At 68.6% G+C, this 13,217-nt stretch carries 14 protein-coding genes; 10 read left to right on the top strand and 4 right to left on the bottom strand.

Features of this window, described 5'->3' with window-relative positions:
• Window positions 1-18: 18 nt before the first annotated feature.
• Both rpoZ and O4N75_RS13770 read left to right on the top strand, forming a co-directional pair.
• Complete coding sequence (rpoZ, locus tag O4N75_RS13775) at window positions 19-378, top strand: DNA-directed RNA polymerase subunit omega (protein WP_183770296.1); 360 nt, start codon at window positions 19-21, stop codon at window positions 376-378.
• A gap of 95 nt (window positions 379-473) precedes the next feature.
• Window positions 474-2,642, top strand: a complete 2,169-nt coding sequence (locus O4N75_RS13770; protein ID WP_269626084.1) for a bifunctional (p)ppGpp synthetase/guanosine-3',5'-bis(diphosphate) 3'-pyrophosphohydrolase — start codon at window positions 474-476, stop codon at window positions 2,640-2,642.
• A 30-nt stretch (window positions 2,643-2,672) separates the two neighbouring features.
• Here O4N75_RS13770 and O4N75_RS13765 read toward each other — a convergent pair whose 3' ends face one another.
• The gene (locus O4N75_RS13765; protein ID WP_269626083.1) at window positions 2,673-3,110 is read right to left on the bottom strand and encodes a CBS domain-containing protein; all 438 of its coding nucleotides are present in this window, start codon (window positions 3,108-3,110) and stop codon (window positions 2,673-2,675) included.
• A gap of 475 nt (window positions 3,111-3,585) precedes the next feature.
• Between O4N75_RS13765 and O4N75_RS13760 the strand changes: the two genes are divergently transcribed.
• Window positions 3,586-5,313, top strand: a complete 1,728-nt coding sequence (locus tag O4N75_RS13760) for a D-aminoacylase (RefSeq protein ID WP_269626082.1) — start codon at window positions 3,586-3,588, stop codon at window positions 5,311-5,313.
• Window positions 5,307-6,566, top strand: coding sequence for an amidase (locus O4N75_RS13755; RefSeq protein WP_269626081.1), 1,260 nt, complete (start codon window positions 5,307-5,309; stop codon window positions 6,564-6,566). The genes O4N75_RS13760 and O4N75_RS13755 overlap by 7 nt, the downstream gene beginning before the upstream one ends.
• 120 nt (window positions 6,567-6,686) lie before the next feature.
• Here O4N75_RS13755 and O4N75_RS13750 read toward each other — a convergent pair whose 3' ends face one another.
• Window positions 6,687-7,379, bottom strand: coding sequence for a glutathione S-transferase family protein (locus tag O4N75_RS13750; protein ID WP_269626080.1), 693 nt, complete (start codon window positions 7,377-7,379; stop codon window positions 6,687-6,689).
• A 78-nt stretch (window positions 7,380-7,457) separates the two neighbouring features.
• Between O4N75_RS13750 and pyrE the strand changes: the two genes are divergently transcribed.
• From pyrE to acpS, 3 genes are read left to right on the top strand one after another with little or no spacing between them, the layout of a single operon-like run.
• Window positions 7,458-8,042: an orotate phosphoribosyltransferase gene (pyrE, locus tag O4N75_RS13745; RefSeq protein ID WP_269626079.1), complete on the top strand. Its 585-nt coding sequence runs from the start codon at window positions 7,458-7,460 to the stop codon at window positions 8,040-8,042.
• The gene (locus O4N75_RS13740; RefSeq protein WP_269626078.1) at window positions 8,039-8,797 is read left to right on the top strand and encodes a pyridoxine 5'-phosphate synthase; all 759 of its coding nucleotides are present in this window, start codon (window positions 8,039-8,041) and stop codon (window positions 8,795-8,797) included. Before pyrE ends, O4N75_RS13740 begins: the two co-directional genes overlap by 4 nt.
• Entirely contained in the window at window positions 8,794-9,192 is a 399-nt protein-coding gene (acpS, locus tag O4N75_RS13735; protein WP_269626077.1) for a holo-ACP synthase, read from the top strand. The genes O4N75_RS13740 and acpS overlap by 4 nt, the downstream gene beginning before the upstream one ends.
• Before the next feature lie 84 nt (window positions 9,193-9,276).
• On the opposite strand, the gene O4N75_RS13730 is transcribed toward acpS, so the two are convergent.
• Window positions 9,277-9,639 (bottom strand): nuclear transport factor 2 family protein, encoded by a 363-nt coding sequence (locus tag O4N75_RS13730; RefSeq protein ID WP_269626076.1) that lies wholly within the window; start codon window positions 9,637-9,639, stop codon window positions 9,277-9,279.
• Between the two features lie 22 nt (window positions 9,640-9,661).
• Window positions 9,662-10,558 (bottom strand): EamA family transporter, encoded by an 897-nt coding sequence (locus tag O4N75_RS13725; protein ID WP_269626075.1) that lies wholly within the window; start codon window positions 10,556-10,558, stop codon window positions 9,662-9,664.
• A gap of 247 nt (window positions 10,559-10,805) precedes the next feature.
• On the opposite strand from O4N75_RS13725, the gene lepB reads away from it, so the two are divergent.
• The 3 genes from lepB to era are packed head-to-tail and all read left to right on the top strand — an operon-like array spanning window position 10,806 to window position 13,206.
• Window positions 10,806-11,579 (top strand): signal peptidase I, encoded by a 774-nt coding sequence (gene lepB, locus O4N75_RS13720; protein WP_269626074.1) that lies wholly within the window; start codon window positions 10,806-10,808, stop codon window positions 11,577-11,579.
• Window positions 11,576-12,274, top strand: a complete 699-nt coding sequence (gene rnc, locus O4N75_RS13715) for a ribonuclease III (protein ID WP_269626073.1) — start codon at window positions 11,576-11,578, stop codon at window positions 12,272-12,274. Before lepB ends, rnc begins: the two co-directional genes overlap by 4 nt.
• Complete coding sequence (era, locus tag O4N75_RS13710; RefSeq protein WP_267232812.1) at window positions 12,271-13,206, top strand: GTPase Era; 936 nt, start codon at window positions 12,271-12,273, stop codon at window positions 13,204-13,206. The genes rnc and era overlap by 4 nt, the downstream gene beginning before the upstream one ends.
• Window positions 13,207-13,217: the final 11 nt, after the last annotated feature.

Here is a 13,217-nt window from a genome sequence, read left to right as displayed (position 1 = left end):
CGTCGCTCTGAGGATTCCATGGCCCGCGTCACCGTCGAAGATTGCGTCGAGAAGGTCCCCAACCGCTTCAGCCTCGTGCTGCTGGCGGCCCATCGCGCCCGCGCCATTTCCGCCGGCGCCCCGCTGATGGTCGACCGCGACAACGACAAGAACCCGGTCGTGTCGCTGCGCGAGATCGCCGACGACGTGGTGGACGCCGACGACCTGCGGGAAAACCTGATCGGCACGCTGCAGCGCGTCGATGAGCGTTCGGAAGCCGAGGAGGAGGCCGAAACCCTGGCCCTGCTGGCGGATCCGACCCACATGCAGATGAGCGAGCTGGAACTGGTTCGCGCGCTTCAGAGCGACCGTGACGGCGGCCAGGAGGAGCGGTACTGAGCCCGGAAGGCGCAGAACCCCTCACCGTCACGGCGGCGCCTCAACAACCGCCCGCCGACAAAATCGATGCGCCGGTCGCCAAGCAGCGGCCGAAGATGCTTCGCCAGTACGAGCTGATCGAGAAGGTCCGCTCGTACGACCCCACCGCCGACGAGGCGGTCCTGAACCGCGCCTATGTCTACGCCATGCGCATGCATGGGTCGCAGAAGCGCGCGTCGGGCGACCCCTATTTCGCCCACCCGATCGAGGTGGCGGGGATCCTGACCGACTACCGGCTGGACACCGCCACCATCGTCACTGCGCTGCTGCACGACGTGATCGAGGACACGCCGGTCACGCCCGACGACATCCGCGCGCTGTTCGGGCCCGAGATCACCGAGCTGGTCGAGGGGGTCACCAAGCTCACCAAGCTGGAACTGAACAGCGAGCGCACCAAGCAGGCCGAGAACCTGCGCAAGTTCATCCTGGCCATTTCCAAGGACGTGCGGGTCCTGATGGTCAAGCTGGCCGACCGCCTGCACAACATGCGGACGCTGCACTACATCTCCAGCCCGGCCAAGCGCGAGCGGATCGCGCGCGAGACCCTGGACATCTATGCGCCGCTGGCGCGCTCGATCGGCTGTCACCGGATCTGCACCGAGCTGGAAGAGCTGTGCTTCGAGCACCTGAACCCGGTGGCGCGCGACGCGATCGGCCGGCGGCTGGAGGCTCTGCGCATCGAGCAGGGCGCGGCGGTCTCGATCGTCTCCGGCGAAATCGCCGCCAAGCTGGAGACCGCCGGCATTCCGGCCCGGGTCTTCGGGCGCGAGAAGAACGCCTATTCAATCTGGCGCAAGCTGCAGCGAAAATCGATTGGATTTTCTCAGCTTTCCGACATCTACGCGTTCCGGGTGATCGTCGATACCGAGGCCGATTGCTATGCGGCCCTGGGGGTGATCCACCGCGCCTGGCCGAGCGTGCCTGAGCGGTTCAAGGACTTCATCTCGACCCCCAAGCGCAACAACTACCGCTCGCTGCACACGACCGTGGTCGGGCCCAAGGGCATGCGGATCGAGATGCAGATCCGCACCGAGACCATGGACCGGATCGCCGAGGACGGCGTGGCGGCGCACTGGCGCTACAAGAACTCGTCCTATGGCTTCGACCCCGAGGACCAGGCCGCCGGCGGCGGGCGCGACCCGCTGGTCAATCTGCGCCACCTGGTCCAGGTGCTGGAGCACGGCGGCGACGTCGAGGAACTGGTCGAGCACGCCAAGCTCGAGATGTACCTCGACCAGGTGTTCGTGTTCACGCCGAAGGGCAGGCTGGTGAGCCTTCCGCGCGGGGCGATGCCGCTGGATTTCGCCTACGCGGTCCATACCGATGTCGGCGACACCTGCATCGGCGTGAAGATCAACGGCGAGCTGAAGCCGCTGCGCACGACGCTGCAGAACGGCGACGTGGTCGAGGTGATCCGCGGGACCAAGCCGGTGGTGCCGCCGGACTGGCGTTCGCTGACCGTCACCGGGCGTGCCCGTTCGGCGATCCGCCGGCATATCCGCCAAACCGAGCGCGAAGAGTTCGTGCGCCTGGGCCGGGCGAGCCTGGACCAGACCTTCGAGCGGGCCGGCAAGTCGCGCAAGGACGTGCTGCTGAAGCCGTCGCTGGAGCGGTTTGCGGTGGCCAGCGAGGAGGACCTGTTCGAGCTAGTCGGCCGCGGGCGGATCGCGCCAACCCAGGTGCTGGACGTCATTTTCCCGGGTCTGAAGGCCGCCGCTCGCGAGGCCGCGGCGGCGACGCGCCGGATCGAAGGCGGCAAGGGCGCGCGGCTCTATGTGCGCGGCGGCGGGCTGACGCCGGGCGTTTCGCTGAACTTTGGCCAGTGCTGCACGCCTGTGCCGGGCGACCGCATCGTCGGCATCCTGGAGCCGGACGGCACCGGCCTGACGGTGCACACCATCGACTGCGCGCGGCTGGCCGAGTTCGAAGACCGCGAGGAACTGTGGCGCGACCTGCAATGGACGCCCGAGGCCGAACGCAACACGGTGACGCTGTCCAAGCTGACCGCCACCATCCGCAACGCGCCCGGCGTGCTGGGCCAGGCCTGCACGGCGATCGGCGAGGCGGGCGGCAATATCGTCAACCTGCGCATGCACCGGCGGCAGTCGGACTTCTTCGACGTGGACTTCGACGTCGAGGTCAAGGACGCCCGGCACCTGACCAATATCGCCGCGGCGCTGCGCGCCTATCCCAGTATTGAGACGGTCGACCGAGCCAAAGGGTGACGGCGCGCGCCATGCGCGCCGCCTTCGCCGTCAATGGACAGATTGCGAGTGTTCGCCGCCCGGCCGCACGATGCCGCCGAGCGCCTCGCCGGTGCGCGAGGTCTGGCCGACCGAGGCGAGGTCGGCCAGGGAGACGATGCCGATCAACCGCTTGTCGCGGTTGAGCACCGGCAGGCGGCGCACCTGTATGTCGCCCATATTGCGCAGGATGGCGTCGCTGTCGTCGTCCTCGAAGCAGTATTTGACCTCGCGGCTCATCACGTCGGCGACCTTGGCGTCCGGGCCCTTGCCCAGCGCGATGCCGCGCACGCAGATGTCGCGGTCGGTGATCATGCCGACCAACCGATCGCCGTCGGCGACGGGCAGGATGCCGGCGTCGAGCTCGGCCATCATCCTCGAAGCGTCGCGTAGGGACTCCTGCGGACTGGCCATCTTGACGTTGCGGGTCATGCAATCGGCGACTTTCATGTCGGGACTCCGTACCTGGGGGAGCCGGCGACGGGGGCCGGCCTCTGCGGCAAACGGCCAGGAACGGCGGGCGTTCCGAGGGCGCGGCGGCGAGGCGATCGTGCGCTCATAACAGCGAAGCCCGGGGGTCGAGGACCCACCGGGCTTCAAGTCCGACTATCGTTTTCCATCGCTGGCTGATTTGTCGGGCTGGTTTTCGACTTTCATCTCCAACCGTTTGATCAACGGGCGACCCGGACGATGGGTTCCGGCCGACCGAAAAAAATCCGAAGGCGGATGAAAAAGCCCAGAAGGCCGTCTGGCGCTTCTGGGCTCCAAGCCGATCTCGAGTTTGCGTTTCGGGGATCGGACATGTCCGTAGACATGAGCTTGAACCGGGCAGGCGCGCATAGGTTCCCGGCCTGGTGGAACAAACTTCGCGGCGCCCGTTCTGCGGGGCCTGACACGGCGCGGATTCTCCCGTCACATGGGCGCCATGCACAAGCCGCTCGCGCTCGCCGCCGTCCTGCTCGCCGCCACTGCCGCCCAGGCGACGTCGCCCCCGGCCTATGACGTCCTGATCCGCAACGCCCAGATCTATGACGGCTCGGGCGGGGCGCCGTTCAAGGGCGAGGTCGCGATCGCCGAGGACCGCATCGCCTATGTCGGGCCCAAGGCGCCCGAGAGCGCCCGCACGGTGATCGACGCCGGCGGCAAGGCGGTCTCGCCCGGCTTCATCAACATGCTGTCGTGGGCCACAGACAGCCTGATCGCCGACCCGCGCGGGCTGTCGGACCTGAAACAGGGCGTCACCTTGGAGGTGATGGGCGAGGGCAGTTCCATGGGGCCGCTGAGCCCGCAGATGAAGCGGCTGGAAACCCAGCGCATGGGCGACATCAAGTACGACATCGCCTGGACCAGCCTGGACGAATACCTGACGTGGCTGACCAAGCGCGGAACGGCGCTGAATGTCGCCTCGTTCGTGGGCGCGGCGACGGTGCGCGAGCATGTGCTGGGCGAGGGCGACGTCGACCCGACGCCGCAGCAGCTGGCGGCGATGCGCAAGCTGGTCGTAGAGGCGATGCAAGACGGAGCGCTGGGGGTCGGATCGTCACTGATCTATGCGCCGGCCAGCTATGCCGAGACCCCGGAGCTGGTCGCGCTGGCGAGCGAGGCGGGCCGCTGCGGCGGGATCTATATCAGCCACATGCGCTCGGAGGCCGACCGGCTGCTGGAGGCCATCGACGAGCTGATCGACATCTCCAGGCAATCCGGCGCGCCGGCCGAGATCTATCACCTGAAGCAGGCCGGCAAGGGCAACTGGGACAAGCTGGACCCGGCGATCGCCCGTATCGAGGCGGCGCGGGCGGCGGGCCATCGGATCACCGCGGACATGTACACCTATACGGCTGGCTCGACGGGCCTGGACGCGGCCATGCCGCCCTGGGTGCAGGCCGGCGGGGTGGAGAGCTGGACACAACGCCTGAAGGACCCGGCCACCCGCGCCAAGGTCATCGCCGAGATGCGGCAGGACAAGCCGGCCTTCGAAAACCTCTATCGCCATGCCGGGGCCGAGGGCACGCTGCTGGTCGGCTTCAAGAACCCGGCTCTGAAGGGGCTGACCGGCAAGACCCTGGCCCAGGTGGCCAAGGACCGCGGCGTGTCGCCCGAGGACGCGGCCATCGACCTGGTGATCGAAGACGGCAGCCGGGTGCAGGTGGTCTATTTCCTGATGTCCGAGCAGAACGTGGCCCGGCAGACGGCGCTGCCCTGGATGAGCTTCGGCTCGGACGCCTCGGCCCAGGCGCCCGAGGGCGCGTTCCTGAAGTCGAGCACCCATCCGCGGGCCTACGGGAACTTTGCGCGGCTGCTGGGCAAGTACGTGCGCGAGGAGAAGACGACGAGCCTGGCCGACGCGGTGCGGCGGCTGTCGGCGTTCCCGGCCCAGAACCTGGGGCTGAAGGACCGCGGAATGCTGAAGGCCGGCTACTATGCGGACGTGGTGGTGTTCGATCCGGCGACCATCGGCGACGTCGGCACCTATGAGCAGCCCAAGCAGTTCGCTGTCGGGGTCAGCGACGTGTTCGTCAACGGCAGGCAGGCGCTGAAGGACGGCGAGCCGACCGGTCAGCTGGCCGGCGAGGTGGTGCGAGGGCGCGGCTGGAGCGGCTGGAGCGACGGCGGCTGCCGGGCGAGCGCCAAGGATTGGAGCTGGACATGGTGAGCGCAGGCGAACGTCGCCGGCTGGGCGAGCGGCTGCACGCCTTCACCCAGGTGTTCGACCCGCCGCTGGGGACGAGCCATGGACCGACGTTTGCGATCAAGGACCTGATCGACGTGGCCGGCGTGCCGACGGGCGGCGGCGGGGTGGTTCCGCTGGACGCTGCGCCGAAGGACCATGCCGTGGCGGTCCAGCGGCTGCTCGACGCCGGTTACCTGGCGGTGGGCAAGACCCATACGGTCGAGCTGGCGTTCGGCGGCTGGGGCACCAATCGATCGGTCGGCGCGCCGTGGAACCCCTGGGACGGGGCCGTGCATCGCGCGCCAGGCGGCTCGTCCAGCGGCTCGGCGGTGGCGGTGGCGAGCGGCCTCTGCGAAGTGGCGCTGGGCACCGACACCGGCGGCTCGATCCGGATCCCGGCCGCCGCCTGCGGCGTAGTGGGCTTAAAACCCGGACGCGGGCTGGTCTCGACGCGGGGCGTGCACGACCTGGCGCCCAGCCTGGACACGCTGGGTCCGCTGGCCCGCTCGGTGGCGGACGCCGCGCGGGTGCTGGAGGTGATCTCCGGTCCGGACGGCGGCGGCGCCGTGCGCCCGCGGTTCGAGGCGGCGACGGCGCTGGCGATGGACGTGCGCGGCTGGAAGGTGGCGGTGCTGCCGATGGAGGCGATGCCGGCGATCGACCCGCAGGTGGCGGAACTGTACCAGGCCGCGGTCGGCGCCCTGGCGGTCCTGGGCGTGGAGATCGAGACCGCCCGCACGCCGAGGCCGTTCGCCGATTACTTCATTCCAAACGGCTGGTTGATGGCGGCCGAGGGCTGGCGGGTGCGCGGTCCGCACATCGCGACGAACGGCGAGCTCATGGATCGTTGGGTGGTCAAGCGGTTCGAGGCCGGCCGCAGCGTCACCGACGCGGAGTTGGCTCGCGCGCTGGCCCGGCGAGCGGATGATCAACGGGAGTTCCAGGATTGGATGGCGCCCTACGGCGCGCTGCTCTCGCCGACGCTGCCGATCCCGGCGCCGCCAATCGAGGACGTCGATGAGACCGCCTCACCGTTCTCGGCCATGACCCGGGCCGGCAACTACCTGAATCTGCCGGCCGCCAGCGTGCCGATGGGGCTGACCGACGGCGGCCTGCCGGCCGGCCTGCAGATCATGGGGCGGATGGCCGACGAGGCATCCGTCGTCGCCCTGGCGGCAGCGTACGAGGCGGTGTCGGGATGGAACGGGCGGCGGCCCGACCTGTCGGCGTTTTAGGGGGCGCCGTAGTGGACGCGCGCGGGCAGGCCGGGCGCAAGACGGCCGGCGCCTTGGGCTTCGGCTGTGCCGCCTCGGCGGTCTTGACCTCTTCGGCCGGCAGACCCCTGGCGGCGCCGGTCAGACCGCCTTGGCCGCACGGTCGCGGGCCGTCTGCTGTTGGACCAGGATGCCTTGGCGGGTCTCGTCGAGGATGCGGGCGATGATCGGGTCGGTTTGGATGGCCTTCCAGTAGGCCGCCAGCCGGGGCAGGGCGAGCAGCGGGTCGGGCGTGCCGAACACGCTGGGAATCCATTCGCTAGCCAGCACCAGCTGCGGGGCGATGGCGCCGTCGGCCTGGGTCAGGCCCTGGCCGACCGCATAGCCGTCGGTTCCGATGAAGTCTTCCAGATAGGCCAGGGCCTCGGCCAGCTGGCTGGCGGCGGCCTCGACCACGGCCGGCTCCCAGTGGCGGCGCGAACGGCCGGCGAGAGTGAACAGCGGGACCATGGCCATGACCACGTAGAAGTCGCAGATCCGCGACAGCAGCCGCATCTGCGCGCGGTCCCAGGGATCGGCCGGCCGCAGGGCGGGTTCGGGATAGGCGTCTTCGAGGTACTCGCAGATCACCTCCGACTCCGGCAGCGCGCGGCCGTCGTCGAGGACCAGGGTCGGCACCCGGCCGATCGGGTTCACCTTGAGGTATTCGGCCTTGGTCTCCTCGGAGGCGCCGAAGCCGGGCGGGTGGATGATCTCGACCTCGATCCCCTTGGCGTAGAGCAGCAGCCGCACCCGGCTGGGGAACGGCGAGTCGTAGGTCTGGAACAGCTTCACCGGTCGGTCCTCCCCAGGCGAATTGGTCGATGACAGCATGCCGGGGGTTCGGTAATCCGCAAAGTCAGGAGACCCGACATGAACACTGAAGACGTCCTGGAAGAATTCCGCGCCTCGGGCGCGCTGCGCGAAGGCCATTTCGTGCTGTCGAGCGGCCTGCATTCCGGGACGTTCCTGCAGAAGAACCTGGTGTTCCAGTATCCGGAGCGCACCGCGCGGCTGTGCAAGGCGCTGGCCGCGAAGATCAAGGAAGCCGTGGGCGAGGTCGACCTCTGCATCTCGCCGGCCGTGGGCGGGATCATCCCGGGCTACGAGACCGCACGGCAGCTGGGCGTGCCGTCGATGTACGTCGAGCGCGAAGGCGGCGAATTCAAGCTGCGCCGGGCCTTCGAAATCCCGCCTGGCGCGCGGATCGCGATGGTCGAGGACATTGTCTCCACCGGCCTGTCGTCGCGCGAGTGCGTGGAAGCCATCAAGAAGGCCGGCGGCAATGTCGTCGTCGCCGCCTGCATCGTCGACCGTTCGGGCGGTCGGGCCGATCCTGGCGCGCCGTTCGTGGCCCTGGCCCGGCTGGACGTGCCGGCCTATCCGGCCGACCAACTGCCGCCTGAGCTGGCGGCGATCCCGGTCGAGGACCCGGGCAGCCGGAGACTGAGCAAGTGAGCAAGCTGCGGCTGGGCGTGAACATCGACCACGTGGCGACCATCCGGAACGCCCGTGGGAGCAACTATCCCGATCCTGTGCGCGCGGCCGAACTGGCCATCGCCGCAGGCGCGGACGGCATCACCGCCCACCTGCGCGAGGACCGTCGCCACATCTCGGACGCCGACATCGAGGCGCTGGCGGCGATCACCCGCAAGCGCGGGCGACCGCTGAACTTCGAGATGGCGGTGACGCAGGAGATGGAAGCCATCGCCCTGGCCCACCTGCCGCACGCCGCCTGCCTGGTGCCCGAGCGGCGCGAGGAGCGCACGACCGAGGGCGGTCTCGACGTGGTCGGCGGCCACAACCATATCGCCCCGGTGGTGGCCAAGCTGGTCGCAGCCGGTGTGCGGGTCTCGTGCTTCATCGACGCCGACCCGGCCCAGGCCGCCGCCGCCAAGGCCATGGGCGCGCAGGTGGTGGAATTCCACACCGGCGCCTATTGCGACGCCGTCCGCGAGCGTTCGCCGCAAGCGCCGGCGCTGCTGGAAGCTCTACGGGCCGCGGCTGCGGAAGCCGGACGGCTGGGCCTGGAAGTCCATGCCGGCCACGGCATCGACTATGAGACCGTCAAGCCGATCGCGGCGATTCCGGAAGTGATGGAGCTGAACATCGGCCACTTCCTGATCGGCGAAGCGATCTTCGTGGGCCTGACGCCGGCGATCCACCGGATGCGGGCGCTGATGGACGAAGCGCGGGTGGGGAAAGCGGCGTGATCATCGGCATCGGCTCGGACCTGTCCGACATTCGCCGGGTCGCCGAGACGCTGGAGCGGTTCGGCGAACGCTTCACCAACCGTATCTTCACCGAGATCGAGCGGACCCGATCAGAGCGCAAGCCGGACCGCGCCTCGAGCTACGCCAAGCGCTTTGCGGCCAAGGAGGCCTGCGCCAAGGCGCTGGGCACCGGCATGCGGGCCGGGGTGTTCTGGCGCGACATGGGCGTGGTCAACATGCGTTCGGGACAGCCGACCATGGCCCTGACCGGCGGCGCGGCCGAGCGGCTGGCCAAGATGACGCCGCCGGGCCACCGGGCGGTGATCCACCTGTCGCTGACCGACGACCACCCCTATGCGCAGGCCTTCGTGATCATCGAGGCGGTGCCGGAGTAGCTGGCCGAACCTCACCTTGATCGATCCGGTGTTCATGGGTCCCGGTCTTCGGCCTGAGGCCGAAACCGGGATGACACCGAGCGTTCAGGCCATCTGGCGCGGATCGTAGAAGAAGGTTTCGCGCGCGATCTTGTCGCCACGCCAGGTCTGCCAGGCGACTTCTTCCATGGATTTGGGCGGGCCCTCGTGCGGCACGAAGGTGAAGCGCCAGCGGATCACCACGGTGTCGCCGTCGATCAGCGGCGGGGCGAGCAACTCGGTCTCGACGCGGGCGAAGCGGGCCAAGGTACGGGCCTCACCGTCCATCAGCAGGTCGCGGCCGACCCGCGGCTCGCCCTGGTTTTCCTGCATGGAGGCGTCTTCGTGATACCAGTCGCCGATCGCCCCGACATGATCGCCGCGGAGGACCTGAGCGGTGAAGGCGTCGACGGTCTTGCGCTCGGGCATGGCGATCTCCTCGCCGCGACAGCTAGGCCCTGACGAGACGCCGTTCCAGCCGCGGCCAGAAGATATTCAGCGCCAGGCCGCTCATCACCAGGGCGGCGGCCAGCAGCTTCCAGGGCGGCAGGCTCTCGCCGAGGAACACCGCCGAGGCGCCCATCCCGAAGACCGGGACCAGCATGGCCATCGGGGTGATGGTCGCGGCCGGGTGGCGCGACAGCAGCCAGCCCCAGGCGGCGTAGCCGAACAGGGTGTTGCCGACCGACTGCCAGAGCACGGCGGCCCAGGTGGCGGCGTCGGCGGCGCGGACGCCCTCGATCATCGCGGAGGGGCCCTCGAAGACCAGGGCCAGGACCAGCAGCGGCGGGACGGAGAAGAGGCTGGCCCAGACCACATAGGCGAGCATGTTCACCTGGCCGGCGGCGCGGGAGAAGGCGTTGCCGCCCGCCCAGCTGGCCGCTGCGGCCAGCACCAGGGCCAGGCCCAGCGGCGTGACCGATGCGTCGGTGTTATGGCTGACGATGACAGCCAAGCCGATGGCGGCGAGCGCCAGGGCGAGCATCTGGAACGGCCGCAGGCGTTCCCTGGCCAGCCACATGGCCAGGCCGATGGTGAAGAACACCTGGGTCTGCACCACCAGCGAAGCCAGGCCCGGCGAGATGAAGCCGTTGATGGCGATGTAGAGCAGTCCGAACTGGCCGGCGCCGATCAGCACGCCGTAGGCGGCGAGGTTCTTCCAGGGCACGTCCGGCTTTTTGAGGAAGAACACCGCCGGCAGCAGGGCGAAGGTGAAGCGCAGCACAGCGAAGGTCAGCGGCGGCAGGTGGTCGAGCCCGATGCGGATGACGACGAAATTGGTGCCCCACACCGCCACGACGGCGAGGGCGAGCAGCACATGGGTCAGCGGCAGGCCGGGACGGATCATGGTCTGGTGATACTCCCGGGCGGCCGTGGGGCAAGGCAGGAAAGTTGCGGCGGCGGCCAGAGACGCTGGATATTCCGCCGTAGGAGGTTCGTGCGCAAGAAAGCCCAATGCTGGCCTGGACTTTGCTTGATTGGCCGCAAATTGGCCGTATCGCGCCGTGAGGAGAGTCCTCTGCGGCGTGCTTGCTCAAGGCCAATGCAACGTCTAGCTAGGCGAACTGTCCGCTGCTTCGGGCCAAGGATTGAAGATGACCGACCGCGCAGAGACCGCTTCCGACAAAGCCAGCGGGGTGAACGATTTCGTCGAGATCGTGAAGACCGTGGCCTACGCGCTGCTCATCGCGCTGTTCCTGCGCGTGCTGTTCTTCCAGCCGTTCACGATCCCGTCGGCCTCGATGGAGCCGACCCTGCTGGAAGGCGACTACATCATCGTCTCGAAGTTCTCCTACGGCTATTCGCGCCACTCGATCCCGTTCAGCCCGCCGCTGTTCAAGGGGCGGATCATGGAGCGCGCGCCCGAGCGCGGGGACATCATCGTCTTCAAGCTGCCGCGCGACGGCCGCACCGACTACATCAAGCGGCTGATCGGCCTGCCGGGCGACCGGGTGCAGATGCGCGAGGGCCGCCTGTGGATCAACGGCAAGGAAGTCGTCGACAAGGAACTGCCGCCGGTCATGATCGATTCCGGCTACGGCTTCACCCGCAACGTCCAGCGCTTCCAGGAGACGCTGCCGGGCGGCCGCACCTTCATCACCTACGACTTCGGCCCAGACGGCGACGTGGACAACACCCCGACCTTCGTGGTGCCGGAAGGCCACTTCTTCTTCATGGGCGACAACCGCGACAACTCGCTCGACAGCCGGGTCCCGGCGGAGATCGGGGTCGGTTTCGTCCCGGCCGAGAACCTGGTCGGCAAGGCGCAGATCATCCTCTTGTCATGGAACCCAGGGGCGTCGCTGTTCAAGCCCTGGACCTGGGTGCTGAACGCCCGGCCCAGCCGGTTCTTCAACATCCTCCAATGAACAGACGAGAAGTCGCGGTCGCCGAACTGGAAGGCCGCATCGGCCACGTTTTCCACGATCGCGAGCTTCTGGAGCGCGCGCTGACGCACGCCAGCGTCGGCGATGGCGCGCACAAGGTCCGCCACTATGAGCGGCTGGAGTTCCTGGGCGACCGGGTGCTGAACCTGCTCGCGGCCGAGCGGCTGATGGCGTTGAATTCCGAGGCGCGGGAAGGGGAGATGAGCCGGCTGATGGCGGGGCTCGTCAACTACCACGCCTGCGCCCGGGTCGCCCGGCGGATCGGCCTGCCCAGCGCCCTGCGCATGGCGCACAGCGCCAGCAAGATCGGCGCGCGCGACAAGGACACCGTGCTGGGCGACGCCTGCGAGGCGCTGATCGGGGCGATCTATATCGACGACGGGCTGGAAGCGGCCCGGGCCTTCTTTCTGGAGTTCTGGGCCGAGGAGTTCGAGCGCCTGGACGCACCGCAGATCAAGGATCCCAAGACCCAGCTGCAGGAATGGGCGCAAGGCCGCGGCCTGGCGCTGCCCCTCTACAAGGTGGTCGGCCGCGAAGGCCCTGACCACGCCCCCTCGTTCACCGTGTCGGTGAGCGTGGGCGACTATGAACCCGAACTTGCCGAAGGCCGTTCCCGTCAGGAGGCCGAAAAGGCCGCGGCCACGGTGATGCTGCTCAAACGCGAAGGACCTCAATGACCACCCGCGCCGGCTTCGCCGCGATTATCGGAGCCCCGAATGCGGGCAAGTCGACCCTGACCAACCGCCTGGTCGGGGCCAAGGTCACCATTGTGACCCAGAAGGTCCAGACCACACGCTTCCCGGTGCGTGGCGTCGCCATGGCCGGCGAGTCGCAGGTCGTGCTGGTCGACACTCCCGGCATCTTCTCGCCACGCCGCCGGCTGGACCGGGCGATGGTGCGCTCGGCCTGGGGCGGCGCCGACGAGGCCGACGTGACGGTGCACCTGGTCGACGTGCAGGCCGAACTGGCCGCCGCCGAGCCGGGCGCCAAGTCCGCCGACAAGCGCTCGGCCGCCGACGTGCAGATGATCGTCGAGGGCCTGAAGACCGCCGGCAAGAAGGTGATCCTGGCGCTCAACAAGATCGACGGGGTCAAGCGCGAGCGCCTGCTGGGCCTGGCGCAGGGGCTCTACGACACCGGCGTCTACACCGAGGTGTTCATGATCTCGGCCGCGGACGGCCAAGGCGTGGACGACCTGAAGGCGCGGTTGGCCGAGCTGATGCCGGAGGGGCCCTGGCTCTATCCGGAGGAGCAGACCGCCGACCTGCCGGCGAGGTTGCTGGCCGCCGAGATCACCCGCGAGAAACTGTTCCTGCGCGTGCACGAGGAGCTGCCCTACGCGGCCGCCGTCGAGACCACCGCATTCCAGGAGCGCAAGGACGGTTCGGTGCGGATCGAACAGTCGATCTATGTCGAACGCGAAAGCCAGCGCCCGATCGTGCTGGGCAAGAACGGCCAGACCCTGAAGTGGATCGGCCAGAAGTCGCGCGAGGAGCTGATTGAGCTGTTCGACCGCCCGGTGCACCTGTTCCTGCACGTGAAGGTCGACGAACGCTGGGCCGACAAGCGCGAGTTCTACGGCGACGTGGGCCTGGATTTCGACGCCTAGCATCCTAGTTT

Origin of the sequence: Phenylobacterium sp. NIBR 498073, from assembly GCF_027286305.1 — a bacterium.
GTDB lineage: Bacteria > Pseudomonadota > Alphaproteobacteria > Caulobacterales > Caulobacteraceae > Phenylobacterium.
Note: the sequence above shows the minus strand (reverse complement) of the source record. Positions and strands in the feature narration are given on the sequence as shown.

Excerpts from the sequence above, each read along its gene's own strand:
- rpoZ (WP_183770296.1), top strand. The coding sequence starts at position 19 with ATGGCCCGCGTCACCGTCGAAGATTGCGTCGAGAAGGTCCCCAACCGC.
- O4N75_RS13770 (WP_269626084.1), top strand. The coding sequence starts at position 474 with ATGCTTCGCCAGTACGAGCTGATCGAGAAGGTCCGCTCGTACGACCCC.
- O4N75_RS13765 (WP_269626083.1), bottom strand. The coding sequence starts at position 3,110 with ATGAAAGTCGCCGATTGCATGACCCGCAACGTCAAGATGGCCAGTCCG.
- O4N75_RS13760 (WP_269626082.1), top strand. The coding sequence starts at position 3,586 with ATGCACAAGCCGCTCGCGCTCGCCGCCGTCCTGCTCGCCGCCACTGCC.
- O4N75_RS13755 (WP_269626081.1), top strand. The coding sequence starts at position 5,307 with ATGGTGAGCGCAGGCGAACGTCGCCGGCTGGGCGAGCGGCTGCACGCC.
- pyrE (WP_269626079.1), top strand. The coding sequence starts at position 7,458 with ATGAACACTGAAGACGTCCTGGAAGAATTCCGCGCCTCGGGCGCGCTG.
- O4N75_RS13730 (WP_269626076.1), bottom strand. The coding sequence starts at position 9,639 with ATGCCCGAGCGCAAGACCGTCGACGCCTTCACCGCTCAGGTCCTCCGC.
- O4N75_RS13725 (WP_269626075.1), bottom strand. The coding sequence starts at position 10,558 with ATGATCCGTCCCGGCCTGCCGCTGACCCATGTGCTGCTCGCCCTCGCC.
- lepB (WP_269626074.1), top strand. The coding sequence starts at position 10,806 with ATGACCGACCGCGCAGAGACCGCTTCCGACAAAGCCAGCGGGGTGAAC.
- rnc (WP_269626073.1), top strand. The coding sequence starts at position 11,576 with ATGAACAGACGAGAAGTCGCGGTCGCCGAACTGGAAGGCCGCATCGGC.
- era (WP_267232812.1), top strand. The coding sequence starts at position 12,271 with ATGACCACCCGCGCCGGCTTCGCCGCGATTATCGGAGCCCCGAATGCG.